The sequence below is a fragment of the Gammaproteobacteria bacterium genome, from assembly GCA_032250735.1.
In the GTDB taxonomy this organism is placed as follows: Bacteria; Pseudomonadota; Gammaproteobacteria; order SZUA-152; family SZUA-152; genus SZUA-152.
The window spans coordinates 15,461-39,591 of record JAVVEP010000006.1 but is presented as its reverse complement, the minus strand read 5'-3'; the positions used below and the strand labels follow the sequence as shown (position 1 = coordinate 39,591).

Genomic DNA, 24,131 nt, shown 5'->3' with positions numbered 1-24,131 from the left:
CCAACAACACGCATGATAAAGGGTATCCTGCCATGCGTCTCAGCAACATAAGGCAACACGAATCTAATGCCAACAGTTTATCTTAACGGCAGTTTTCTTCCCGCTGAACAGGCCTGCGTGCCGGTACTGGATCGCGGCTTTATCTTTGGCGATGGCGTCTATGAAGTCATTCCCGCCTATGGTGGCAAACTGTTTCGGCTGGAAGAGCATCTGCAGCGCCTGCAAAACAGCCTGGATGCCGTGCGCATTCCCAACCCGCACGACACCGATGCCTGGGTCACGCTGCTAGACGCACTGGTCGCGCATAATGGCGGCGGGGAGCAGTCACTCTACCTGCAGGTCACTCGCGGCTGTGCGCAGCGTGACCACGCCATGCCCGCGCAGCCGACACCCACGGTGTTTGCCATGTGCAACCCGCTCAAGCCACCGGCGACGGAGATTATCGAAAATGGCGTAGCGGCGATCACCCTGGATGACATTCGCTGGCAGCGCTGCCATATCAAGGCGATCAGCCTGCTGCCCAATATCCTGCTGCGCCAGGAGGCCCTAGACCAGAATGCCGCCGAGGCCATCCTGATTCGTGACGGCCTTGCCACCGAGGGCGCCGCCAGCAATCTGTTCGCGGTGCTTGACGGCGTACTTTGCACGCCGCCTACCGGCCCGTTTCTGTTACCCGGCATCACCCGTGATCTTATTCTCGAACTTGCCGCCGCCAACGACATCGCCCATTGCGAACAGTCTATCTCGCGCCTTGATCTACAGCAGGCCGATGAGGTCTGGCTGACATCATCCACCCGGGAAATTCTGCCGGTGACCCGACTCGACAACACCGTGGTCGCCGATGGCCGTCCCGGCCCCTTGTTTAAGCGGATGCTGGCCTTATATCAGGACTACAAGCAGCAATTACGCAGCTAATCCGTTTGCCAAAAATACGCCAGCATGACCACCGACGATACCCACAACAATCCACAATCGGCCATTGATTACCCCTGCGAGTTTCCCATCAAGGCGATGGGACTCGCTTCCGCATCGCTGCACCTGACAATATTGGATATCGTGCAACGGCATGCACCCGAGGTCGATGACAGCACCCTCAAAAGCAGACCCAGCAGTAACGGAAAGTATGTATCCATCACCATCACCATTACCGCTCAAAGCCGTGCCCAGCTCGATGCCATCTACACCGATCTCACTGCCTGCGAACATGTACTCATGGCCCTGTGATCACGCCCGACCACTCAGACAGCAATAACGCCGGCCAAGACTTTATTGTGCGCCAGCTGGGCCTGCGGGATTACGAGCCCGTGTGGCGCGAGATGCAGCACTTCACCGACACGCGCAGCGCCGATACCGCCGATGAAATCTGGCTGCTGGAACACCCGCCGGTATTCACCCTGGGACTCAATGGCAAACGCGAACACATCCTCAGAGCCGGCGATATACCCGTCGTCAACTGCGACCGCGGCGGTCAGGTTACCTATCATGGCCCCGGCCAATTGGTCGCCTATCTATTGTTAGATATACGGCGCCGCGGGCTTGGCGTGAAGACCCTGGTCGTCAGCATCGAGCAGGCCATCATCGAGCTGCTGGCGGGGTATCAGATTCACGGCCAACGCCGCGAGGGGGCACCCGGCATCTATGTCGATGCCGCCAAGATTGCCGCGCTCGGTTTACGAATTCGCAAAGGCTGTTCTTATCATGGACTGAGTCTCAACGTCGATATGGATCTAACGCCATTTTCCCGGATCAATCCCTGTGGCTACGAGGGCCTGGCAACCGATCAGCTGAGCCACCATGTCTCACACCCCGACATGGCGGACATCAAGCAAGGGCTGATTTTATCCCTAACCAGGCAGCTCACCCCATAAACCCGCAACTTCAAGTTTTTCGCCATCTAGAATTAACCCTAAAAAATATGTACAAGCCGATTTTTTTTGTCTAGATTTCACTGATGGACTCCACAAAAGAGGTTGCCGACGATCAGCAGGGCGACACCTGGTATCGACACCTGATCGAATCGACACATGCTATCCCCTGGGAACTGGATACCGATACCTGGCGCTTCACCCGCATGGGAGAACAGGCGGTCGCCCTGTTCGGCTATCCGCTGGACGAATGGTACCAGCCGGATTTCTGGGTCACACATCTACACCCCGATGATCAGCACTGGGCGCCCGCATTTTGTCAGAACCTGTCGGACAATAATGAAAACCACGAACTGGAGTATCGCCTGCTCACCGCCGACCATCAGGTGGTCTGGGTGCGCGATGTGGTCTCGGTGGGGGTGGATGCCTCGGGCAAACGCACACTCCAGGGCTTCATGTTCGACATCAGCGCCCGCAAGCAGGTCGAAACATCGCTGCGCGCCCTGGCGGTCAGCTCCCCCAGCGATGATACCGACGATTTTTTTCATGACTGCGTCAAAAATCTCGCCCAGGTCTACGGCGCCCGCTACGCCTTCATCGGCCTGCTCAAGGAAAACCGACAGGAGGTGCGCACCCTGGCCGTCTGGGCCGGCGATCACATTGCCGACAATTTCGAATATCACCTGGAGGGCACGCCCTGTAAGGATATCCTGGATCTGAAGGCGGAACTCATCCCCAGTCAGGCAGCGCAGCGCTATGCCGACGATGAGATGCTGGTGCAGATGGGGGTCGATTCCTATTTTGGCTCACCCCTGACGCCCTCCGAGGGCAAGATGATCGGCCTGGTCTCGGTAATGGACACCCGCCCCATGGCGCTGTCGGAATGGACCGCACCCATTCTCGGCATGTTCGCCACGCGCATCACGGTGGAGCTGGAAAAACGCGCGGCGAACCGGCGCATCCAGGAATTCAACACCTCCCTCGAACGACGCATCCAGCAGCGCACCGCGGAACTGGAGGCCGCCAATAAGGAACTGGAAAACTTCGCCCACTCGGTCTCACATGACCTGCGTGCGCCCTTGCGCAGCATCAGCGGCTTCAGTGCGCTGCTGGCGGAGGACTATGCCACCCAGCTCGATGAGCAGGCCCATCATTATCTGCAACGGGTGCAGTCCGGCTGTGCGCGCATGAATGACCTTATCGAGGCCCTGCTGCACCTCTCACAACTGGTGCGCAGCGAGCTCACACCGGAGGACACCGACCTCAGCCAGCTGGCCCATGAGGCCATTACCCAGTTGCATGAACAGGATCCCGAGCGACAGATCCGCATCGACATCGAAGACGGGCTCTATGCCCGCTGCGACCCGCGACTGATGCGCGCCGTCATCACCAACCTGCTGGACAACGCCTGGAAATATAGCGCGCGTAGCGCGGCCCCGCATATCACGTTTCGCCGCCGCACCGACGGCGAGGGTTTTGAGATCAGCGACAACGGCGTGGGCTTCGACATGCAATACGCCGACAAGCTGTTTACCAGCTTCCAGCGCCTGCACCCGGACAGCGAATTTGCGGGCACCGGCATCGGCCTCGCCACGGTGGCCCGGATCATCCAGCGCCACGGGGGGCGTGTGTGGGCCGAAAGCGCGTCCGGCAAAGGGGCCACTTTCGGCTTTAGCCTGTAGCTCCTAATCGTCAGTAACGGCCGGTCAACAGTGTCTCACACCCCATTCCATTGTATGATGGCCCTCCTTCGAGCCACCCAATTTCCCCGGCATAATCATGGATAAACCCCGCACCCCACCCCCCTCACGTGACGCAATGACGGCCCAGAACACGAAAAAAACCCCCGGCGTAAAGGCCGGCGAAAAACTCCGCGGCGCAGAAAAGGTCGCCCGCATCCCGATCAAGGTCGAGCCCAGCGTGCGGATACAACGCAAGCCGAGCTGGATACGCGCCAAGGCCCCCACCAGCCCCGAGGCCCAGCGCGTCAAAGGCCTGCTGCGCGAGCACAAGCTGCATACCGTCTGCGAAGAGGCCGCCTGCCCCAACCTGGGGGAGTGCTTCAGCCACGGCACGGCCACCTTCATGATCATGGGCGATATCTGTACCCGCCGCTGCCCCTTCTGCGACGTCGCCCACGGCCGGCCCAAGCCCCTGGATGCCGACGAGCCCGGGAATCTCGCCCGGACCCTGGCCCTGCTCAAGCTCCAGTATGTAGTGATTACCTCGGTGGATCGCGATGACCTGCGTGACGGGGGGGCCGGGCACTTCGTCGAGTGCATCCGTGCGGTGCGCGAGACCTCACCCCAGACCCGCATCGAGGTCCTGGTGCCGGATTTCCGGGGCCGTATGGAGATCGCGCTGGAGATCATGCAACAAGCGCCGCCGGACGTCTTCAACCACAACCTGGAGACCGCGCCGCGGCTCTACAAAAAGGCCCGTCCCGGTGCCGACTACGCCTGGTCGCTACGGCTGATCCAGCAGTTCAAGGCCCTGTACCCGCAGGTGCCCACCAAATCCGGGCTGATGCTGGGGTTGGGCGAAACCTTCGATGAAATCGTCGAGGTCCTCAAAGACCTGCGCGCCCACGACTGCGACATGCTCACCCTGGGCCAGTACCTGCAACCCAGCCTCAACCACCTGCCGGTGGATCGCTTCGTCACGCCCGAGGAGTTCGATCAACTGGCCGACATCGCCCGCGAGCTGGGCTTTTCCAACGTCGCCAGCGGCCCCATGGTGCGCTCCTCCTACCACGCCGACCAGCAGGCGGCGGGCCATATGAAGGACTGAGAGCTCAGCACTCAGCACTCAAATCACACCGCCGCGCAGGTCGGTCGGGTGATATACCTACGATTCGGGTCGACAACGAAGCGCCGCACCATGAGGCTGCGTCCGACCAGCATCGGATAGGTGAAGTGGTTGCGGTCGGCCAGGTTGACCTCGGCAGTGACCCGCTGCCCGGCCACACACAGGCCCAGGCTGACGACGGGTCTTTCGAGATAACCGCCCTCTTTCCGCTTGATCTGCCCTAGCCGGATCAGCGGCCGCTCCATGACCACCTCGACGCCCGCCCGATCCCGGAGGGTGAAGCGGACCCAGGGGTTACCGTCATGGGTAACATAACTAATGGCGGAGGCATGGATCGAGCTGTTGTCCGCCCCAGTGTCTATCTTGGCCGGCAACACCAGCCCGGTATCCAGAATCGATACCTCTTCAACCCAACCCAGGATGGCGGGGGCCTCATCCGCGCCTGCGACTCCCGCAGCGGCAACCAGTGCCGCGGTGAGAGCCATCATCACCAGCAGGGCGGTCGACTGCATCAGCGGTGCTCGGGTCATCGGCCTATACCTCATATGTCGACGATTACGTCGTTACTATCAATGAATACTACTATTCATTATGGTTGATCATTTTGTGCGACGACACATTCCATCGACACCCTTTAGATAATGACAAAATAATCCACCAGTAGACCGCCAGACACTCACCAGGGTTCCCGAAACACGCATGATCGGCAGGACATCACACCGCTCGTTTCACTGGTTGCTCTGGACCGCCGCTGCCGTGCTGGTAGTGTTATGGGCGATCGCTGCCGGACTGCGTTATCTGGACAGCAGCGCGGCAACCGCTGCGGCCGGTGACCGCCTATGGGAGGTGCGGATCAGTGTCCAGCTGGACAAACCCGCTGCACCGGAGGCCATTGCCATCGCGGCCGTGCCCGCCGACACCGCCCATCTGCGGATTATCGGCCAGCAGCTGGCCCACCCGGGATGGCGGTTGCGGTTTACGGCCGACCCCGACTGGGGGGTTGCTCGCCAGATACGCCTGGCGGCCAGCAGCGCCCACGCACACGGCTTTAATCTCGGTTTTACCCTGTACCAGTCGGCCGCTCCCTTCATGCAGCAGCAGTTGCAGCAGTCGCTACGGCACAGGCTCACCACCCGTGAGCGGGAGCGGTATCTGCGCAGCGATCCACTGCTGGGGCTTGAACACGATACCCTGGTAAACGAGGTCCGTCAGATCACCGACCGATCGTCCTCAGGCGCAGAGCTGCAAAGCCACATCTTCCGCTTTGCGCACCGGCTGTTATCGCCCCAAAAAGCCGAAACCCGCCCCCTACCCGAGGTCATTGCCAGCGGTCAGGCCAGCGTGCTGGAACGCGCCAACGTCATGGTGGCCCTGAGTCGTGCCGCCAATATCCCTGCGCGGCTGGTGACGGGCCTGGAGCTGGTGGAAAACCGGGAGGTGCGCCTCCATCACTGGGTGGAGGTCTACGATATCGAGGAGGGCTGGCTGGCCTATGACCCCCTGCATGGCTATCAGCGGGACCTGCCCGACAATTTCCTGCCGTTCGTAAAGGACAGGGCCGAGCTGGTCGAGGTCCATACGACCGACCGGGTCAGCCTGCATTACAGCGTCACCAATGTGGATCAACACCTGGAGATGCATGCCGGCAGCGAATCCGGCTGGCAGCGGGTCTTTTACCTCACCCGCCTGCCACTGGAGGTGCGCAATGTCCTGTCACACCTGCTGCTGTTGCCGCTGGCCGTGCTGTTGACCACGCTGTTTCGGGAACTGACGGGCATACGCAGCTATGGCACCTTTATGCCGGCCCTGTTCGCCCTGTCGCTGGTCTACGCCGATTGGCAAATGGCGGCTGTCACCATGGCGGTGGTGTTGCTGTTCGGGGTGCTGGGGCTCTCGGCCCTGCACACCAGATTTCGTCGACAGCCCCGTCTCACGGTGGTATTGATCCTGGTGGTTCTGGGAGTTACCGCCAGCATTTCACTGCTGGAGTATTTTCAATGGTGGCATGATGGCAAGGTCGTGCTGTTGCCGGTGGTCATCATGGCGATCCTGGTGGATCTCTTCTACAGGACCCTGGAAAAAGAGGGGCCGGCCAGTGCACTGAGGCGACTGGGATGGACCCTGGCGCAGGTCGCCCTTTGCCTGCCGGTGATGCAATTCGAATCGCTCGGCCACTGGCTGGTGGCCCATCCTGAGACCCATCTGCTGACCCTCGCCGCGACCCTGTCGATCAACACCTATCGGGGTGGAAAACGGAGCCTCTGACGGATTAAATGGCGTTGACGCCTTTAAACTCTCCACAACCAGAAAGCAGGCGTGAATCGCCCCGGGTTTCATAGAGGCTATTGGGTTTAAGTGAGGGTGAAAATAGGCCAAGCTCCGCACCCGGATCGAATAAAGGGATTTTATGGACCTGAAAAGGAAAACTGCTTTGCAGGCGCGGGAAAAGCCTTTAAGGTAGTTTGATCCGTCCATCTGTACCGGGCGGTACTATTTATAACTTATAACTAAAAATATAAAACAACACGTTAGTGGACCAGGCAGCAACCCCAGACACCATCAAGGGGTACGCTCGTCCTGTCATGCCGATCGGCAGACTGCCGGCCTGTTATCAGCTAAAGCACGCGGCCCACTAGGTTGAAGAACACTCCAGTTGCTCAACATTTTAGTTGCCAAGAAAAAGGATACCGAGGAATGATTAAACCGATTGGTTCTGATGAACTACAACCACGTTTCGTTTATGACGTCGCGGAACATGATGCATTAAGCAAAGAAGCCGAGTCACTGCCTTCAGTGGTCATCAGTTCCCAGGCAGCCGGTAATGCAGTGATGATGGGCGCCGGTTACTTTAACCCATTAAAAGGGTTCATGAATGTCGCTGATGCTATGGGTGCTGCAGAAAAAATGACCCTTACCGATGGCTCGTTCTTCCCGGTCCCGATTCTATGCCTGCTGGAAAACACCGATGCCATCGGCGATGCGAAGCGCATAGCCCTTCGTGACCCGAACGTCGATGGCAACCCGGTCCTGGCCGTCATGGACGTGTCAGCCATTGAAGCAGTATCTGCTGAGCAGATGAAAGTGATGACCGACAAGGTCTACCGTACCGATGACCCTGAACACCCGGGCGTAGCCGCGTTTAATTCACAGGGACGCATGGCCGTATCGGGCCCTATCCAGGTGCTGAACTTCAGTTACTTCCAGACTGAATTCCCTGACACCTTCCGTACCGCAGTGGAAATTCGCAATGAGATCACTGAGCGCGGCTGGAAAAAAGTCGTCGCCTTCCAGACGCGCAATCCCATGCACCTGGCGCACGAGGAACTATGCCACATGGCCATGGAGCGCCTCGGTTGTGACGGCCTGGTGATTCACATGCTGCTGGGCAAACTCAAGCCCGGCGATATCCCGGCGCCAGTACGTGATGCGGCTATCCGCAAGATGGTCGAACTGTACTTCCCACCCAACAGCGCGATGGTGACGGGTTACGGTTTCGACATGCTGTATGCCGGTCCACGTGAAGCCGTGCTGCATGCCTATTTCCGCCAGAACATGGGGGCGACACACTTCATTATCGGTCGTGACCACGCCGGGGTGGGTGACTACTATGGCGCCTTTGATGCACAGACCATCTTCCATGATGAAGTACCAAAAGGTGCCATGGACATCGAAATCTTCGAGGCCGATCACACGGCCTGGTCCAAGAAACTCAACAAGGTGGTGATGATGCGTGAAGCACCGGATCACCAAAAAGAAGATTTCGTTTTGCTCTCCGGCACAAAAGTGCGTGAAATGCTGGGCAATGGCATAGCTCCACCCAAAGAGTTCTCACGACCTGAAGTGGCTAAAATCCTCATCGATTATTACCAAAGCCTGTAACTCTTACGTAACGTAAGCAGTATCGTAAGCACTGTTATCCACTCTTATCCAGGATGGCCAGCTGACGTGCGCACCGATGATTACATGTATATCGGTGCGCACGATTCATTCAAGCCGGTTGTGGGCGGTTTTGATGTCGCATAACTTCTAACAACTTCTAATAACTGCGGGCTAACCAGCAAGGCACGACAACCGAACACCACAAATGGGCCGAAACGATCGAACAATCATTCAATGCATCCAGGCTCTGCTGTTATTGTCGTGCCTGTTCTGCACCGCATTCGCAGCCACTACCGTACAAACCACTCTTGAAACAGATGAAGCGCCAGGCTCACTGGGCGACATTCCCGATGCCGATTTCTTCGAGTTCGACGACAAGCCACTCGATACCGACCTAACCCTGCCGGACTGGTTCAAGCTCAGCTTTCTCGAGCTGCGCAATGACATCACTGACGTCGCGACCAGCAATAAGCGCGGGCTAATCGTCTACTTCGGCCAGAAAGACTGTGCCTACTGCAAGGCGCATCTGGAACACAACTGGCAGGACCCCTTCATCGTCGCCTACACCCGCAAGCATTTTGATGTCGTTGCCATCGACGTGCGTGGCGATCGACCGGTAGCGGATGTCCAGGGAACCGTCTACCGGACCGAAAAAGACTTCGCCATTGCCAATAAGGCGAATTTCACACCCACCCTGATATTCTATGACCCGGAAGGCAGGGAAACCCTCCGTCTTTCCGGCTACCATCCGCCCTATCAGTTTGTCGCCGCGCTCGAATTTGTGGCAGACCATCACTACCAGACCGCGAAGTTCAAAACCTATCTGTCCCGTGCCGCCTCTTTCTCCGAGTACGGCAAGGACACGCTCAATCGCAACAGCATCTTCACCGCGCCTCCTTATGGCCTGGATCGTTCACTGTTCCCCTCCCAGATGCCACTGGTGGTGTTTTTCGAAAAGCCTCGCTGCCACGCCTGCGACCTGCTCCACAGCGGACCACTGCGTAACACCACCATCCTGCACACCATGACACAGCTGGAATCCGTGCAGCTCGACCTTCTCTCCGACACCCCTGTGCTCACACCCGGCGGCAAGCGAACAACAGCCAGACAGTGGGCGGATGATCTCGGGCTGTATTACACACCCACACTGATTTTCTTTGATGAGCACGGCAAAGAAATCATCCGCATCGATTCCGTGGTCGGCTTTTACCGGCTCAACAATGTCCTGCATTACGTGTTATCGAAGGGCTATCTCGCCGAGCCCAACTTCCAGCTCTGGCGGCAGCGGCACAACCGCTAACCGCTACCCTGCGACACACAAAGTGTCGGTCCACAAAAAAGGGGCCGCACGGCCCCTTTTCACTGATACGGATAGCGTCTATTTACCTAACACATCATTGCGCGTGCTTTCGGCAATGGCCGCCGCCTCGGCAATCAGATCACCGGGCACATTCAGTTCGGTCAATGTCGCACCGAGGCACTCCATCACCGCATCAAAGTGACTGTCGTTCAGACCCTTCGCCACCAGATGGGCATGGCCTCTACGCATGTCCTCGCCACTGTAATTGTGCGGCCCACCGAAGGCCATGGTCAGGAAGGCCTTTTGTTTAGCGGCCTGCTTGTCCATATCCACACCTTCAAAAAAGGCACTGATGCGATCATCGGCCAGCACCTTGCGATAAAAGATATCCACCGCGGCATTCACCGCGGCCTCACCGCCGATACGATCAAACAGTGATTTGCCGCCCGCCATCGCCGCCATCTCCTCGTCGGTATAACCCGCCAATATGGGTTCGCGCACGCTTTCAGCAATGGCCGCAGCCTCACCAATGAGATCGCCAGGTACGTTCAGCTCAGTCAGAGTGGCGCCCAGATTTTCCATGACGGCATCGAAATGTGAGGCATTCATACCCTTCGCGACCAGGTGCGCATGGCCTTTACGCATATCTTCGCCGGTGTAATTATTCGGTCCACCAAAAGCCATGGTCAGGAAGGCCTTTTGTTTAGCGGCCTGTTTGTCCATATCCACACCTTCGAAGAACTGGTTGATACGATCATCGGCCAGCACCTTGCGATAAAAAATATCCACTGCAGCATTTACGGCAGCATCACCGCCAATGCGGTCAAATAGACTCGCAGGCTTGGAACCACCACCAAATAAACTTTTGAGAAAACCCATCATCACATCCTCCAAAATACGACTTAAAGACAACGAAGCGGATATTAACCCCACTAAGATGCATTGTAAATACATCTTAAATGCCGAGCAATTTGCTCAGTTTCTACGGAAATCTGACCAGGCACTGTGCCTCAAGCAATAACAAAGGACACCGCCGCTATTGAGGTGATTTTCAATGAGCGCACCGCACCTATTCAGCCTATACGCTATAATCGCCGGTCATATTTCTCGTTAATTAACGAGAACACTATCTACGAGGGAAAGATTTTGGCGTCTAATAAAGGAAGGGCTTTCTTTGCCCTGTGTGGTTATCATTTCAATCCCGCTGACATCACTCGCCTGCTTGGCATCGAGCCCACCTCAATCAATGCTGCCGGGGCAAATAGTGGATTGGACAAACCCGTGATCAGCTCATGGGAGTTATCGACCGATATTGTTTCTGCGGAATGCGGCACTGACGAAGTCGATGTTTATAAATTGACGGAGATCATCATTAAGCAACTGGAACCGGTCAAGGATAAGATTATTGCGGTGGCTAAAAGCCACAACTTATCGCCCAGAATTGGCGTGGAACTGGTGCTGTCTGTCGATAAGGATGACACCTGTCCGGAGGTGGGTTTCGGCGCCAGAACGATTCGTTTTCTGGCCGATATTGGCGCTTTTATTAATGTGGATTACAAGCTATCCGAGCGTATTTAAAGCCTCGAATAAAAAAGGCACGCATTACCCGTGTCAGTAAAGCGTGCCTTTTTTAACCAAAAGCATTAACCACATCAAACTTTATGACCGCGCCACCATTCCCGTTTGACTTGGAAGGTCGCGCGGCCGATTCGTTGGAGACTGGTTGCTTAAGGCTTCTTGGGAGTAGTGTATGGCACTTCTTTCTGGTGAGCTTCCCAGATAGTTTCATAACCAACAAAAAACTTTCCTGGTGTGATCTCTTTCTGACGGGTTGTCACATGAAATGCGTGACCGTCGGGTACCTTGGGTCGGCAAAAAGGCTTATCACTCATATTCAAATCTCCTTAATGGGTCGAAAACGGGAGGAATATAACCAGGGTTGTCAGCCCCTCCCACTAACTGACTAAATTATACTCTCTAGCGCGTGTAATGTCCCTTTTTTGGAATCACATGCCGCACCCCTCCCTGGGGATTCTCTACATCTCCCTTATAGCGGGGAATGATGTGAATATGGACATGAAAAATACTCTGCCCAGCCGCTGGACCAACGTTCACGCCGATGTTGTAGCCGTCGGGCTTGAACTCCTCGTCCAGTAACTTGCGTTCCTCGTTTATCAGCGCCATGCAGGCATTGATTTCTTCCGGCGTCAGGTCGAAAAAACTGGCGACATGGCGTTTCGGGATAACCAGGGTATGACCCGGGCTCGCCGCATAGGTATCTCGGGCACTGTACGCAAGCTCGTAATCCAGGGACACCCCTTGTGGGTCTGTACAAAACAGGCACGGATTATTGGGGTCTCGTTTTTTTTCCTGTTTTTCTGTTTGTTTTTTTTCCGGCGACAAACTTCACTACCTTATATCAACTTATCATCAACTTACTGACAAATCTTTGCTATCCAGCCAAAGCAGCGGCAGATTGACAGCGCCTTCAACAACCGCAACACCCCCCGACTAAGCGCTGGCCGCAAGTGTTAGCGACTTCGCCTTATGCATTTGCTCCTCACAGTGTTTTAAACAAAGCGGCTGAAGGGCATGCGGAAAACATTCGACAATCACCTCAAACTCATCGGCCACTTCTTCTGCAAGCACAGCATCGTTTGTTAATTCTGCCAATACATTTTGTGCTGTCGCCTTATTGACTCGACAGATGGCCGCCAAATGGAAGGGCAGCTGCTGTTCCATGCTCACCGTTAATGCCTTTTCATAGGATTTAATGGCTTCCTCGAGGCGTTCAGGATTTTCTTCTGACTCACCGAGATGATGCAATACGGCTCCACGGTTATTATGTGTAGCAGTTAACTCCAATGCATAATTATCTGCATCGAGCACGGCAAGTGCATTCTTATAGGCGACAACAGATTTTTGAAAAGTACGGTTCCCTTTAAGAAGTTTTCCGTAGGCATGAAAAGTAGCGCCCAGTTGATACATGGCGGACATCCACTCTTCTGGTGATTCATCTCGCGACCATACCAACAAGGCATTGGTATAAGCATCAACGGCAGTTTTTAATAGTTTGGCATCTTCCTGCAGTCGGCCAAGCGCCTGGCTTGCTGTACCCAGGTTATACTGCGTCGCCGCCCAGCCGAAGGGTGAATCGTCCTGGTTCAATACTTCTAACGCATGGTTAAAACACTGAATGGCCTTTTCATACAATTCAGCAGCTCTCTGCTGCTGGCCCATTGCCGCCAAAATATTTCCAAGACGGTTTTGAGTCTCAGCCCAGGCTAGCGGCTCCTGATCGCGACTGTCGTTCGAAAGAGCAGCCCCAAGTGCTCCACGCAAACTTTCAAGAATATTGGCACTGAAACGGTGCTGCTCATAATTCCCGCGCATGAAAAGAAAATTATCAGCGGTGGTTACCTGGGTATCCGGAGTAGCCGCTGCGACCAGCTCCTCACTCAGCATACCTAGTGAACTAGCTATTGTACGTTCCAGGACCCTGTTGACAGGGAAAAGCATGGTGTTATTTGAGAATTTCATTCTGCGCGTTCAAGTATTTCATTTAGGTCCGGGTCGGCATCGACCGCACCGCCAAGATCGATTTCTTCATCGGTAGCCTCACGTATAGACAAAACTTCCAACATAAAAGTGACATCCCTGCCACACAATGGATTATTACCATCAACGGTTAATGTCTTGTCATCGAAGCGAGTGACGATAAAGTTTTTAGGTTCACCCTTTTCATTTTCCATGGTGATGGTCATACCAACTTCGTGAAATTCCTCAGGGACATTTTCGATACGATCGGTAAACACCAGTGACTCGTCTCTCTCGCCATATAACAGTGTCGTGTCAACAGGCACTTCGATGACATCCCCGACTTTTTTACCATACAACTCTTTTGTCACCTGCTCATTCATAACATCATTCACACCATGAACATAACCCAGGGGATAGTCCACAGTAACCAGCACATCACCGGTTTTGTTATCGATGACCTTATAATTTAGCTCAACGAATTTTTCGTCTTCAATTGTATCTGACATATCTAATAAAACCTGTTATTGCCAACTCTGATTTAAAACCCCGCCCTAGAACAAGGTCGCACCAAAAATCCTCACTTTGTCCTTTTCATAACCCAGCACCAGCCTGCCCAGCCATTCACCTTTATCTTTTTTGTTAATCACTTTATAAAGAACAGTGACATATTCACCACGACGAATCATGCCAAGATATGAATAATCTTCTGACAGGTTTTTTGCCAGGTCGCTTCTCGCAAACTGCTTGCCCATTTCAACCTCATTCGCGCCCTTTATAAATGAAGACGAGAAGTTACGGGTGAAAGCACCGTAGTTTCCTTCATTCGAGTATTTCACAAGATCCGCCCACATCGGGTGCGCCAGCTCTAAAATCTCTTCATCTGTTTTTTCAATAATATTCATCAAAACATCTCGTTAATCTATCTCATCAAAAGACACTTTTGCACTTTCTTATGCAACCTAAAGCAATGTCATCTAAAGCAATGTCATCTAAAGCGTGACCAAACCAATCGCTAAATAGATAACCTCTTAATAGATAAAAAAGGGACCAACACTAAACATGTCGGTCCCTTTTTTAACAGCAAGTTAACGCAAATATTGTTAACTGACGTGATTTTAAAAGACTAGAAAATCACGCCCTTCCTTGCATAAAAAGATGCTTGAAAAGTTGCTTAGTGGTGACCTTGTGCTTTCAGTCTAGCCAGATCTTTGTCCTCGATGTCACCTACAAGGTGGTACAGAGGCGCTTTTTCCATCGTGTACTCACCCGTCTGAGGATCACGACGAGAAACGGTTAATACATGCCAGTTCTCATCATCCAGCTTCATCGCATCACCACGGTAGTAGTAACCAGGCCAACGTGTCTCCTTACGGAACAACGTATGATGGAATACCGCTTCAGAAGTCAGGAAACGATGCTTCAGTTCCCATGCACGCAGCAGTTCATGGATATCTGACGCGGCAATTTTCTCCAGATCTTCTCCCAAAATCGACATCTTCTTAAGACCGATGTTCAGAAGCTTATCGTTGGTCATGTAGCTAACACCAAAACCACCACAATACTCATCCATCAACTTCTGCAAACGATCAAGACCCTGTCTTGGGTTGTGGAAGTTAGGATTAACGGAACCGGCAACCACTTCGTTACTATAGACTTTATAAGTTTCCAGTGGCTTGTAGATCTGCTCTTTACGACGATTGATCTGAGCGTCAGTCACGCGGATGCCTTCCGCTTTGCCATCATCAATATATTTACAGGCAGCTTTAGCAGCCAGACGACCTTCAGTGAAAGAACCTGATGAGAATGCGTGAGGTGTGCCGCCTACCGCATCACCCGCACCGAACAGGCCTTCAATGGTCGTCATACGGTTGTAACCCCAGAAGTATTCCTCTGGTGATACATCCTCCGGACCAGAACACCAGGCACCACAACCGGTTGCATGTGAACCCATGACGTAGGGCTCGGAAGTCGTCAGTTCAGGGTTTTCGTGTTTAGGATCAACATCCGTTGCCGCCCACAGTACCGCCTGACCCACGGTCATACCCAGGAAGTTATGCCAGCCAATCTCTTCAAGATGAGGATCCTGGAAGGCTTCCATCGTAACCATGTGGATAGGACCACGACCAGCATTCACCTCACTGATGATTGCGTGGTTACGCAGACAGGTTGGGATTGGACGGTGAGTGGTGTGAGACGCTTCTGGGTCCAGGTATTCTATACCAACCCTTTCCTGCAGCTCAGGGAACCACTTGGACTCGTACTCTTCACCGTAGGCATTCTGGGTATAGGTCTTAAGATGCAGGAAGTAAGCACCGACAGGACCGTAACCATCCTTGAATCGAGCCAGTACGATACGGTTTTCCATTTGCGTCATCTTCGCGCCTGCTTCGATCATCAGGCCATAAGCAGAACCTGAAGACCATGGTGCGTACCAGACACGACCCGCACCCTCACCCACTGAACGTGGCTTGAAGATATTGGAAGCACCACCGGCACCACAGACAACAGTCTTGGACTTGAATACGTGATAGTTACCAGTACGTACGTTGAAACCAACGGCACCGGCAACGCGGTTCTCTTTGGCCTCATCCATCAGCAGATGGGTTAAGCAAACACGATTGAATACCTTGTCTGCTGATCTTTTCGCAGCTTCTGCAACAATCGGCTTGTAGGACTCACCGTGAATCATGATCTGCCAACGACCTTCACGCAGATAGGCGCCGGTCTTTGTGTTGCGCATGATCGGCAGGCCCCACTCTTCAAACTGATGCACAGCCGAGTCAACGTGACGCGCCATATCGAATGCCAAATCTTCACGCACCATACCCATTAAGTCGATACGTGCATAACGTACGTGATCTTCCGGGTTGTTCTCGCCGAAGCGTGTTCCCATGTAGCAGTTGATCGCATACAGACCCTGGGCTACCGCACCAGAACGATCGATATTGGCTTTTTCTGCAATGACAATTTTTTTGTCCTTGCCCCAATATCTTGCTTCAAATGCCGCACCGGTACCACCGAGGCCCGCACCCGCAACCAAGACGTCAATACCGTCTTCAATAATTGTCTTGTAGCCCATTAGTAGTACACCCCTTCTTTAATTTGCAAGCCATTTGATTCCAGCGTATGTAAACCACCTTCATCCATGCGGACATACTTAGGCTCGTTGAACAATAGTTCACTGTCACGCACTTCCTTGCTGGGTGCAGCTGCTTCGGACAAGTTTGGATATCCTGTGCCCCAGGGCTTGGTGGTGATAGGCGCCAGTAGATCCATGTCTTTTTTGCCGTTGCGGAACTTGATACGCCAGGCAATGGTGCCTTTCTCTTCATCACGATTCACACGTACCGAGTGACCCAGCGGGGCAAAATCCGCATAACCGCGCACATCAATGGCGTTCATTGGACAGGCCTTAACACAGGAGTAACATTCCCAGCACATGTTAGGTTCGATGTTGTAAGCACGACGAAGGGTTTTATCGATGTGCATGATGTCCGAAGGACAAATATCAACGCAGTGGCCACAGCCATCACAGCGCGTCATATATACAAAAGTTGGCATTTTTTTATTCTCCTGCTTTTGAATTAGTAATGGTTAGGCGCTTCACGCTTGATACCAAGCCCCATGTTTGGAGGATTTTTGCCCATATACTCAGGGATATCCGGAAATCTTTTCTGTACTTCAGGATCGGTCAGGTCATAGTCACCAGGCAGATTCTCCATTGAACCGTCGGCTTTGGTAATTTTTTTCTGATGTGCTGCGGCAGGCTTGAAGAACATGTGTGCAAACTTGGACCAATATACGCCGCCAAACAGTAACGTGGCTGAAGCGATAAACAAGACCATGAACAGCGTTGACCACCCTGCAATACCTGCAGACTGCGTATAAGACCAGATCAATGCAAAAGTCGAGGTGGCTAACAGTGAAAGGATAAACAAATCCGCACGTTCAAAACGGAACCAGGGAAGACCTTCCGCAGACACATCAACGCGGATAAAGAACCAGAACCAGTATCCACCAATCGCCAGCATCAACGCACCGATATGCCAGAGCTGCGGCAGGATGGCAGGTGCCGGTGTTGCAGGAGTTGGGTAGCCAAAAATCATAATGGCGGTAGTCACCACGAAAATAATAAAGCCATACATGGTTAACAGATGGGAAAGCCTGCGTTTTGGGTTGCAGAACTCAGAAGACGTTAACACCTCACTGGCAACCGTTTGAATGGCAAGACCGACTTTTTCCCCGGTACCCACTGTCCGTTTTGCATTCGCCTGCGCTTTTTTCGCATTTTCGAAAAAATACTTCGCGCTTTTTTTATGCATCATGTCCAGTATTGTGCCGCCTACAACCAGCAGCACCATCAAGATGAGGTACCCCTGCATTACATTGGATGGTATCGATGCCGAAAGCTCGGCGAAGGGATTGATCATGAACATTTAGATTATCCTCGTAATTATAATTGTTGGCCGCAAAATTATTGGCCGACAGATTAGCTTTAAAATGGGCAGCCGTCGAGCATAGTAAGACTAAATCCCCTATACAAAAAATCTATAACTTACTAGTCTGCTACTGTTGAACCAGCACCTGCTGGCAAAGCACGAGCAGCAATAATCACACCGTAAAATCTGTCAGGGCGAGCATTCTGTTCATTAATTGAGCGTTTCGGTCTACGGACTGTTAATCACCACCGCAATAATAGACTAGCGCCCAGAACAGACCAGAAAAAACTCCAGCCCGAAACATAGCGAGTCTTTTCGGGCTTGGCTAGTTATGTATCCATCAGCAAGGCGCATGGCGATACAAATTATTTATCGCGGCCCAAGTGCAATAAGTTAGCTATATCACTATATGCTGATATAATTTCCGACCGCTTACACCAAAGGCTAGATATTATGTCCTACACGAGCACAGCCTCAGCGCCAGAATCCAGTCTCGAAAAAGGCATCGAGACCAAAAACACCACCTGTTATATGTGTGCCTGCCGTTGCGGCATACGGGTCACCCTGCGTGATGGCGAGGTGCGCTACATCCAGGGCAACCCGGATCACCCACTCAACAAGGGGGTAATCTGCGCCAAGGGCAGTTCGGGCATCATGAAGCAGTATTCGCCGGCGCGGCTGACCAAGCCGCTGCGCCGCCGCGAGGGTGCCGATCGGGGCAGCTCGGATTTTGAGGTGATCTCCTGGGATGAGGCCTTCCAAATCATGGAAGACCGTCTGCGCCATCTGCGCGAGACCGACCCCAAGAAATTCGCCCTGTTCACCGGCCGTGACCAGATGCAGGCCCTCACCGGCATGTTCGCCAGGAACTTCGGCACCCCCAACTACGCGGCCCACGGCGGCTTCTGCTCGGTGAACATGGCCGCTGGCATGATTTACACCATCGGCGGCTCCTTTTGGGAATTCGGCGGCCCCGACCTGGAGCGCTCCAAACTGTTCCTGATGTTCGGCACCGCGGAAGACCATCACTCCAACCCGATGAAGATCGAGCTGTCCAAGTTCAAGCGCAGCGGAGGGCGGTTCGTTTCCATCAACCCCATCCGCACCGGCTATTCCGCGATCGCCGACGAGTGGGTGCCCATCAAACCGGGCACCGACGGCGCCCTGCTGCTGGCCATGATCCACGAGATCATCAAGACCGGCCTGTATGACCGCGACTTCCTGATCCAGTATTCCAACAGCGCCCAGCTCATCAATATCGATGCGGACAGCGATGAGTTCGGCCTGCTGATGCGCGGCGAGGAGTTCGACGAGGGCAAGATCCATCCGCATGACGAGATGTGGTGGGATCGCACCACCAATCGGGCCGTGCAGACCCACACCGAGAACGTCGACCCTGTGCTGCTCGGTGAGTTCAGGCTCGACGACGGCACCCCGGTGAAAACGGCCTTCCAGCTGCTGGCGGATCGGGTCAAGGATTACACCCCCGAGTGGGCCGCCGACATCACCGGCATCCCGGTGGACACCATCCGCCGCCTGTCGCATGAAATGGGCATCACCGCGCGCGACGAAAAGATCGAATTGCCCATCGCCTGGACCGATACCTGGGGCAGGGAACACGAGTCGGTCACCGGCAACCCCGTGTCCTTCCACGCCATGCGCGGCCTGGCTGCCCACTCCAATGGTTTCCAGACCATCCGTGCGCTGTCGATCCTGATGTCCATCCTCGGCACCATCGATCGCCCCGGCGGTTTCCGCCATAAGGCGCCGTTCCCTCGGCCGATCCCGCCCTGCCCGAAGACCCCCAATGGCCCGCACGGCGTCAAACCCAATACGCCCCTGGGTGGCATGCCGCTGGGCTGGCCGGCCGATCCGAATGACCTGTTCGTCGACGACAACGGCGAGGCGGTACGCATCGACAAGGCCTTCTCCTGGGAATATCCGCTGTCGGTGCACGGCCTGATGCACAACGCCATCACCAATGCCCATCGCGGCGATCCGTACAAGATCGACACCCTGATGATCTTCATGGCCAACATGGCCTGGAACTCGTCGATGAATACCTCGGAAGTGCGCAAGATGCTCAACGACAAGGAAGAGGATGGCGAATACAAGATCCCCTTCCTGATCGTCTGTGATGCCTTCCAATCGGAAATGGTGGCCTTTGCCGACCTGGTGCTGCCCGACACCACCTATCTGGAGCGTCACGACGTGATGTCCATGCTCGACCGCCCCATCTCCGAATTCGATGGCCCGGTAGACTCCGTGCGCATCCCGGTAGTGCCGCCCAAGGGGCAGTGCAAACCGTTCCAGGAGGTGCTGATCGAGCTGGGCTCACGGTTGGGTTTTCCCGCCTTCACCAACAAAGACGGTTCGCGCAAGTTCCGCGATTATCCGGACTTCATCACCAACTTCGAGACCGAGCCGGGTTCCGGCATCGGTTTCCTGGCGGGCTGGCGCGGCAAGAGTGGCGAAAAATCCATTCGCGGCGAACCCAACCCCAAGCAGTGGGAGATGTACGAGAAGAACAATTGCGTGTTCCATTACGAGCTGCCCAAGTCCTACCAGTACATGCGTAACTGGAATCAGGGTTACCTGGAATGGGCGCAACATCACCACCTGACGCGCTACACGGATCCCATCAACATCCACATCTATTCCGAGGTGTTGCAGAAGTTCCGTCTCAGCGCGCAGGGCAAATACGCCGGCAAACAGCCACCGGATCGCCTGCGCAAGCGCATCGAGACCTATTTCGATCCGCTGCCGTTTTATTACGAGCCGCTGGAGGCCCAGTTGACGGACAAGCACAAATACCCGCTCAACGCCCTCACCCAGCGTCCCATGGCCATGTATCACAGCTGGGATTCGCAGAATGCCTGGCTGCGCCAGATCCATACCCACAACTACCTGCACGTGAACCCGAAGACCGCGGCGGCCGCCGGCTTTGACGACGGCGACTGGATCTGGGTGGAATCCCAGTGGGGCAAGGTGCGCTGCATGTGTCGCTTCTCCGAGGCGGTGGAACCCGGCACCGTGTGGACCTGGAACGCCATCGGCAAGGCCCGCGGCGCCTGGAACCTCACGCCCGATGCCAACGAATCACAAAAGGGCTTCCTGCTCAATCACCTGATCTCCGAAGAGCTGCCCGCCCACGATGCGGGACAGCACCTCTCCAACTCCGACCCCATCACCGGGCAGGCCGGTTGGTATGACGTGCAGGTGCGCGTCTACAAGGCCGATCCCAATGAGCCCGAGGTCACCTCACCACAGTTCGAGACCATGCTGCCCGTCCCCGGCCAGCCTGAGCGCAAATCGTGGCTGAGCTATTTTGCGGGCAAAAAACCGGCCCGGCTCAACATCGGCAAGAGGAAATAAGCATGACGCAATTGGCCCTGGTCATCGACCTGAATGTGTGCGTCGGCTGTCATGCCTGTGTCACCAGCTGCAAGCAGTGGAACACCTCCGGCGCCGCCGGTTCGTTGATGGACGACAATCCCTACGGCAAGGACCCGACCGGCACCTTCTTCAACCGCGTACAGACCTATGAGGTGGGCGAGTTCCCCAATACGGAGACCATCCACTTCCCGAAGAGCTGCCTGCACTGCGAAGACCCGCCCTGCGTCCCGGTGTGTCCCACCGGCGCCAGCTACAAGCGTGCAGAAGACGGTATCGTGCTGGTGGATTACGACAAGTGCATCGGCTGCAAATACTGCTCCTGGGCCTGTCCCTACGGCGCGCGCGAGATCGACGAAAAACAGAAGGTGATGAAGAAGTGCACCCTGTGCGTGGACCGCATCTATGACCTGACCCTTCCCGAGGCCGAACGTAAGCCCGCCTGCGTGCTGGCCTGTCCGACCTCGGCACGCCTGTATGGCGACGTGCACGACCCGGAATCCGAGGTCTCACGCGCGATCTGCGAGAGCGGTGGCTATCCGCTGATGCCCGAGTGGGGCACCCAACCGGCCAACCACTATCTGCCACGCCGTAAGACCCGGATCAAAATCCACGCGGACGAACTCACGCGTGTCGATAATCCGCTCAAGAAGGATGGCCACCTGCCCGAGACCGACAAGAACGCCCCCTTCCTGGAGGACAGTACCAGCTGGTGATAAAACGTCAGGGAAAAGAGGACAGAAGAAAAGGGGAACGGAAAACCCTTTCTACTTTAATCTTTGCCCTTTCATCTTTGCCCTAAATTTTCGGAGAAAATTTTTATGCATCCCGCTTTTTCAGTGATTTTTTTGACCACGCTCATCGGCGCGGGCCAGGGCCTGTTCCTGGCGCTGATGACCGCCGAGACCTTCAGTCACCTCGGCGCCCTGCCGTTGCAGGACAACGCCTTTTACAGCACGGGCAGCCTGCTGGTGCTGGGGTTCCTGGTGGCCGGGCTGGCCGCCTCCTTTTTCCACCTGGGGCATCCGGAGCGGGCCTGGCGTTCCGCCGCCATGTGGCGCACCTCCTGGCTGTCACGGGAGGTCATTGCCCTGCCGGCCTTTATGGGCATCGTGTTTGTGTATGCCCTGCTGCACTATCTGGACTGGAATCCGACCGTGTTTGGCACCACCGCCCTGCCAGAGACCGGCCTCACCCTGCTGGTGGGCATCATCGGCGTGGTGCTGTGTTTCGCCCTGTTTATCTGCACCGCCATGATCTATGCCTGCCTGAAATTCCTGCAGGAATGGCACACCCCGCTGACCGCCATCAATTACACCCTGTTCGGCATGAGTTCCGGCTTCACCCTCGCCACCGCCTATGCGGCGCAGTACAGCAGCGAGGTCACCGGGCTGTTCGGCACCTGGGCGATCATCCTCACCCTCGCCGCCCTGGTCACACGCAGCGCGTCCCTGTTGCGCAACCGCCGCATCAAACACCGCTCCAGCCTGCGCACCGCCATCGGCGTGCGGCACAGCAAGATCCAGCAAAAATCGCAGGGCGCCATGGGCGGTTCGTTCAATACCCGCGAATTCTTCCACGGTAAATCCCTGGCCTTCGTCAGATCCATCAAATGGATCTTCCTGCTGCTGGTGTTCCCGCTGCCCCTGCTGCTGCTCGGCATGGGCCTGAACAACGACAACCCGACGCTGCTGCTGATGGCCTTTGCGGTGCAATACGTGGGGCTGCTCGCCGAACGCTGGTTCTTCTTTGCCCAGGCCAACCACCCGCAAAACCTGTATTACCAAACGATCTGACGATCGTAGGGAAAAGAGCAAAGAGGAAAGATTAAAGAAAAACAATCGCCTATACTTGGGCTAATATTTTTTACTTTCCCCTTTTATCTTTACTCTTTTATCTGATTCAAAATGTTAATCGATCCCTTTGGCCGCTCCATCGATTATGTCCGTCTGTCGGTCACGGATCGCTGTGACCTACGCTGTTTTTACTGCCTGCCCAAGGGTTTCAGGGATTTTGAGGAGCCGGAACACTGGCTGACTTTTGACGAGATCGAGCGCGTGATCCGCGCCTTCGGGGCGCTGGGCACCCGTCGGGTACGCATCACCGGCGGTGAGCCGTTGGTCCGTAAGGACCTGCCGGCACTGGCCGCCCGCCTGCAGCACCTGCCCGGCATCGAAGACCTCTCCCTGAGCACCAACGCGGTCAAACTGGCGCGCCACGCCCAGGCCCTGTACGACGGGGGGGTGCGTCGCCTCAACGTGAGCCTCGACACCCTCAACCCGCAGCGCTTCCAGGAGATCACCGGCGGCAAGCTCGACAAGGTCATCGACGGCCTGATGGCCGCCAAGGCCGCCGGCTTTTCCCCCATCAAGATCAACATGGTGGTAATGAAAGGCGTGAACGAAGACGACGTCGAGGCGATGGTGGATTTCTGCATCGCGCACGACTTCACCCTGCGCTTCATCGAGACCATGCCCATGGGCGCCACGGGCCGGGACGCCGTCGATCACTACGTAAACCTGCAAACGGTCCGTGCCCGGCTGGAACAGCGTTTTGAACTGATTCCCGGGGTGATGCCGGGCGGTGGCCCGGCGCGCTACCTGCAGGTCGCCGGCACCAGGCTGCGCATCGGTTTCATCACCCCGATCTCGCAACACTTTTGCGAGACCTGCAACCGGGTGCGGCTGTCGGTGGATGGCACGCTGTATCTGTGTCTGGGGCAGGAGAATAGATTTGAATTACGCCCCCTGCTGCGGGCGGGCATCTCGGATGACGAGCTGCACGCCGCCATTCGACTCGCCATCACCCTGAAGCCGGAACGCCACGAGTTCGGCGAAAAGCCCTCGCAGGTGGTGCGCTTCATGTCGATGACCGGGGGTTAGTCGAGGATACAGCCTGTCCCGCAAA

General features: G+C 55.3%; 23 protein-coding genes and 1 pseudogene. 13 read left to right on the top strand and 11 right to left on the bottom strand.

Annotated elements, in window-relative coordinates; genetic code table 11:
* Window positions 1-66 precede the first annotated feature (66 nt).
* The 5 genes from RRB22_05230 to lipA all read left to right on the top strand — a co-directional run bounded on the left by RRB22_05230 (window position 67) and on the right by lipA (window position 4,655).
* Entirely contained in the window at window positions 67-915 is an 849-nt protein-coding gene (locus RRB22_05230) for a D-amino acid aminotransferase (protein ID MDT8383798.1), read from the top strand.
* Window positions 916-939: 24 nt separating this feature from the next.
* Complete coding sequence (locus tag RRB22_05225; GenBank protein ID MDT8383797.1) at window positions 940-1,224, top strand: DUF493 domain-containing protein; 285 nt, start codon at window positions 940-942, stop codon at window positions 1,222-1,224.
* A complete protein-coding gene (gene lipB / locus RRB22_05220) occupies window positions 1,221-1,868 on the top strand; it encodes a lipoyl(octanoyl) transferase LipB (GenBank protein ID MDT8383796.1) in 648 nt (215 codons plus the stop codon). The genes RRB22_05225 and lipB overlap by 4 nt, the downstream gene beginning before the upstream one ends.
* Window positions 1,869-1,951: 83 nt before the next feature.
* The gene (locus RRB22_05215) at window positions 1,952-3,547 is read left to right on the top strand and encodes an ATP-binding protein (GenBank protein MDT8383795.1); all 1,596 of its coding nucleotides are present in this window, start codon (window positions 1,952-1,954) and stop codon (window positions 3,545-3,547) included.
* Between the two features lie 136 nt (window positions 3,548-3,683).
* The gene (lipA, locus tag RRB22_05210; GenBank protein MDT8383794.1) at window positions 3,684-4,655 is read left to right on the top strand and encodes a lipoyl synthase; all 972 of its coding nucleotides are present in this window, start codon (window positions 3,684-3,686) and stop codon (window positions 4,653-4,655) included.
* Window positions 4,656-4,678: 23 nt separating this feature from the next.
* On the opposite strand, the gene RRB22_05205 is transcribed toward lipA, so the two are convergent.
* On the bottom strand, window positions 4,679-5,203 hold the full coding sequence (locus RRB22_05205; GenBank protein MDT8383793.1) for a RimK/LysX family protein: 525 nt from the start codon (window positions 5,201-5,203) through the stop codon (window positions 4,679-4,681).
* A gap of 169 nt (window positions 5,204-5,372) precedes the next feature.
* On the opposite strand from RRB22_05205, the gene RRB22_05200 reads away from it, so the two are divergent.
* The 3 genes from RRB22_05200 (at window position 5,373) to RRB22_05190 (ending at window position 9,852) form a co-directional block, all read left to right on the top strand.
* The gene (locus RRB22_05200; GenBank protein MDT8383792.1) at window positions 5,373-6,938 is read left to right on the top strand and encodes a 7TM domain-containing protein; all 1,566 of its coding nucleotides are present in this window, start codon (window positions 5,373-5,375) and stop codon (window positions 6,936-6,938) included.
* Window positions 6,939-7,367: 429 nt separating this feature from the next.
* On the top strand, window positions 7,368-8,552 hold the full coding sequence (gene sat, locus RRB22_05195; GenBank protein MDT8383791.1) for a sulfate adenylyltransferase: 1,185 nt from the start codon (window positions 7,368-7,370) through the stop codon (window positions 8,550-8,552).
* A gap of 205 nt (window positions 8,553-8,757) precedes the next feature.
* On the top strand, window positions 8,758-9,852 hold the full coding sequence (locus tag RRB22_05190) for a thioredoxin fold domain-containing protein (protein MDT8383790.1): 1,095 nt from the start codon (window positions 8,758-8,760) through the stop codon (window positions 9,850-9,852).
* A 78-nt stretch (window positions 9,853-9,930) separates the two neighbouring features.
* On the opposite strand, the gene RRB22_05185 is transcribed toward RRB22_05190, so the two are convergent.
* A complete protein-coding gene (locus RRB22_05185; protein ID MDT8383789.1) occupies window positions 9,931-10,305 on the bottom strand; it encodes a group 1 truncated hemoglobin in 375 nt (124 codons plus the stop codon).
* 30 nt (window positions 10,306-10,335) lie between these two features.
* A pseudogene (locus RRB22_05180) lies at window positions 10,336-10,731 on the bottom strand (group 1 truncated hemoglobin).
* 126 nt (window positions 10,732-10,857) lie between these two features.
* Between RRB22_05180 and RRB22_05175 the strand changes: the two are divergent.
* Window positions 10,858-11,430, top strand: coding sequence for a DUF4279 domain-containing protein (locus tag RRB22_05175; protein MDT8383788.1), 573 nt, complete (start codon window positions 10,858-10,860; stop codon window positions 11,428-11,430).
* A gap of 149 nt (window positions 11,431-11,579) precedes the next feature.
* Here the strand turns inward: RRB22_05175 and RRB22_05170 are convergent, their stop codons facing one another.
* From RRB22_05170 to RRB22_05135, 8 genes are all read right to left on the bottom strand, one after another.
* Entirely contained in the window at window positions 11,580-11,744 is a 165-nt protein-coding gene (locus RRB22_05170; protein ID MDT8383787.1) for a hypothetical protein, read from the bottom strand.
* Window positions 11,745-11,829: 85 nt separating this feature from the next.
* Window positions 11,830-12,255 (bottom strand): HIT family protein, encoded by a 426-nt coding sequence (locus RRB22_05165; protein ID MDT8383786.1) that lies wholly within the window; start codon window positions 12,253-12,255, stop codon window positions 11,830-11,832.
* 108 nt (window positions 12,256-12,363) lie between these two features.
* A complete protein-coding gene (locus RRB22_05160; GenBank protein ID MDT8383785.1) occupies window positions 12,364-13,392 on the bottom strand; it encodes a tetratricopeptide repeat protein in 1,029 nt (342 codons plus the stop codon).
* Window positions 13,389-13,898 (bottom strand): peptidylprolyl isomerase, encoded by a 510-nt coding sequence (locus RRB22_05155; GenBank protein MDT8383784.1) that lies wholly within the window; start codon window positions 13,896-13,898, stop codon window positions 13,389-13,391. The genes RRB22_05160 and RRB22_05155 overlap by 4 nt, the downstream gene beginning before the upstream one ends.
* Window positions 13,899-13,943: 45 nt before the next feature.
* The gene (locus tag RRB22_05150; protein MDT8383783.1) at window positions 13,944-14,294 is read right to left on the bottom strand and encodes a hypothetical protein; all 351 of its coding nucleotides are present in this window, start codon (window positions 14,292-14,294) and stop codon (window positions 13,944-13,946) included.
* A 269-nt stretch (window positions 14,295-14,563) separates the two neighbouring features.
* A complete protein-coding gene (gene aprA / locus RRB22_05145) occupies window positions 14,564-16,471 on the bottom strand; it encodes an adenylyl-sulfate reductase subunit alpha (protein ID MDT8383782.1) in 1,908 nt (635 codons plus the stop codon).
* Window positions 16,471-16,953 (bottom strand): adenylyl-sulfate reductase subunit beta, encoded by a 483-nt coding sequence (gene aprB / locus RRB22_05140; protein ID MDT8383781.1) that lies wholly within the window; start codon window positions 16,951-16,953, stop codon window positions 16,471-16,473. Before aprB ends, aprA begins: the two co-directional genes overlap by 1 nt.
* Window positions 16,954-16,976: 23 nt before the next feature.
* The gene (locus RRB22_05135) at window positions 16,977-17,828 is read right to left on the bottom strand and encodes an adenylyl-sulfate reductase (GenBank protein ID MDT8383780.1); all 852 of its coding nucleotides are present in this window, start codon (window positions 17,826-17,828) and stop codon (window positions 16,977-16,979) included.
* A gap of 456 nt (window positions 17,829-18,284) precedes the next feature.
* Here RRB22_05135 and RRB22_05130 point away from each other — a divergent pair, with 456 nt between their 5' ends.
* From RRB22_05130 to moaA, 4 genes are all read left to right on the top strand, one after another.
* Window positions 18,285-21,206 carry a molybdopterin oxidoreductase family protein gene (locus RRB22_05130; GenBank protein MDT8383779.1) on the top strand — a complete coding sequence of 974 codons (2,922 nt, stop codon included), beginning with the start codon at window positions 18,285-18,287 and terminating at the stop codon, window positions 21,204-21,206.
* Between the two features lie 2 nt (window positions 21,207-21,208).
* The gene (locus RRB22_05125; GenBank protein MDT8383778.1) at window positions 21,209-21,940 is read left to right on the top strand and encodes a 4Fe-4S dicluster domain-containing protein; all 732 of its coding nucleotides are present in this window, start codon (window positions 21,209-21,211) and stop codon (window positions 21,938-21,940) included.
* Window positions 21,941-22,045: 105 nt separating this feature from the next.
* A complete protein-coding gene (locus tag RRB22_05120; GenBank protein MDT8383777.1) occupies window positions 22,046-23,020 on the top strand; it encodes a DmsC/YnfH family molybdoenzyme membrane anchor subunit in 975 nt (324 codons plus the stop codon).
* A gap of 111 nt (window positions 23,021-23,131) precedes the next feature.
* Window positions 23,132-24,106, top strand: a complete 975-nt coding sequence (moaA, locus tag RRB22_05115) for a GTP 3',8-cyclase MoaA (protein MDT8383776.1) — start codon at window positions 23,132-23,134, stop codon at window positions 24,104-24,106.
* Window positions 24,107-24,131: the final 25 nt, after the last annotated feature.

Excerpts from the sequence above, each read along its gene's own strand:
- aprB (MDT8383781.1), bottom strand. The coding sequence starts at position 16,953 with ATGCCAACTTTTGTATATATGACGCGCTGTGATGGCTGTGGCCACTGC.
- RRB22_05130 (MDT8383779.1), top strand. The coding sequence starts at position 18,285 with ATGTCCTACACGAGCACAGCCTCAGCGCCAGAATCCAGTCTCGAAAAA.
- RRB22_05150 (MDT8383783.1), bottom strand. The coding sequence starts at position 14,294 with ATGAATATTATTGAAAAAACAGATGAAGAGATTTTAGAGCTGGCGCAC.
- sat (MDT8383791.1), top strand. The coding sequence starts at position 7,368 with ATGATTAAACCGATTGGTTCTGATGAACTACAACCACGTTTCGTTTAT.
- RRB22_05160 (MDT8383785.1), bottom strand. The coding sequence starts at position 13,392 with ATGAAATTCTCAAATAACACCATGCTTTTCCCTGTCAACAGGGTCCTG.
- RRB22_05170 (MDT8383787.1), bottom strand. The coding sequence starts at position 11,744 with ATGAGTGATAAGCCTTTTTGCCGACCCAAGGTACCCGACGGTCACGCA.
- RRB22_05135 (MDT8383780.1), bottom strand. The coding sequence starts at position 17,828 with ATGTTCATGATCAATCCCTTCGCCGAGCTTTCGGCATCGATACCATCC.
- aprA (MDT8383782.1), bottom strand. The coding sequence starts at position 16,471 with ATGGGCTACAAGACAATTATTGAAGACGGTATTGACGTCTTGGTTGCG.
- RRB22_05155 (MDT8383784.1), bottom strand. The coding sequence starts at position 13,898 with ATGTCAGATACAATTGAAGACGAAAAATTCGTTGAGCTAAATTATAAG.
- moaA (MDT8383776.1), top strand. The coding sequence starts at position 23,132 with ATGTTAATCGATCCCTTTGGCCGCTCCATCGATTATGTCCGTCTGTCG.
- RRB22_05120 (MDT8383777.1), top strand. The coding sequence starts at position 22,046 with ATGCATCCCGCTTTTTCAGTGATTTTTTTGACCACGCTCATCGGCGCG.
- lipA (MDT8383794.1), top strand. The coding sequence starts at position 3,684 with ATGACGGCCCAGAACACGAAAAAAACCCCCGGCGTAAAGGCCGGCGAA.
- RRB22_05185 (MDT8383789.1), bottom strand. The coding sequence starts at position 10,305 with ATGGCGGGCGGCAAATCACTGTTTGATCGTATCGGCGGTGAGGCCGCG.
- RRB22_05215 (MDT8383795.1), top strand. The coding sequence starts at position 1,952 with ATGGACTCCACAAAAGAGGTTGCCGACGATCAGCAGGGCGACACCTGG.
- RRB22_05125 (MDT8383778.1), top strand. The coding sequence starts at position 21,209 with ATGACGCAATTGGCCCTGGTCATCGACCTGAATGTGTGCGTCGGCTGT.
- RRB22_05230 (MDT8383798.1), top strand. The coding sequence starts at position 67 with ATGCCAACAGTTTATCTTAACGGCAGTTTTCTTCCCGCTGAACAGGCC.
- RRB22_05225 (MDT8383797.1), top strand. The coding sequence starts at position 940 with ATGACCACCGACGATACCCACAACAATCCACAATCGGCCATTGATTAC.
- RRB22_05190 (MDT8383790.1), top strand. The coding sequence starts at position 8,758 with ATGGGCCGAAACGATCGAACAATCATTCAATGCATCCAGGCTCTGCTG.
- RRB22_05200 (MDT8383792.1), top strand. The coding sequence starts at position 5,373 with ATGATCGGCAGGACATCACACCGCTCGTTTCACTGGTTGCTCTGGACC.
- RRB22_05205 (MDT8383793.1), bottom strand. The coding sequence starts at position 5,203 with ATGACCCGAGCACCGCTGATGCAGTCGACCGCCCTGCTGGTGATGATG.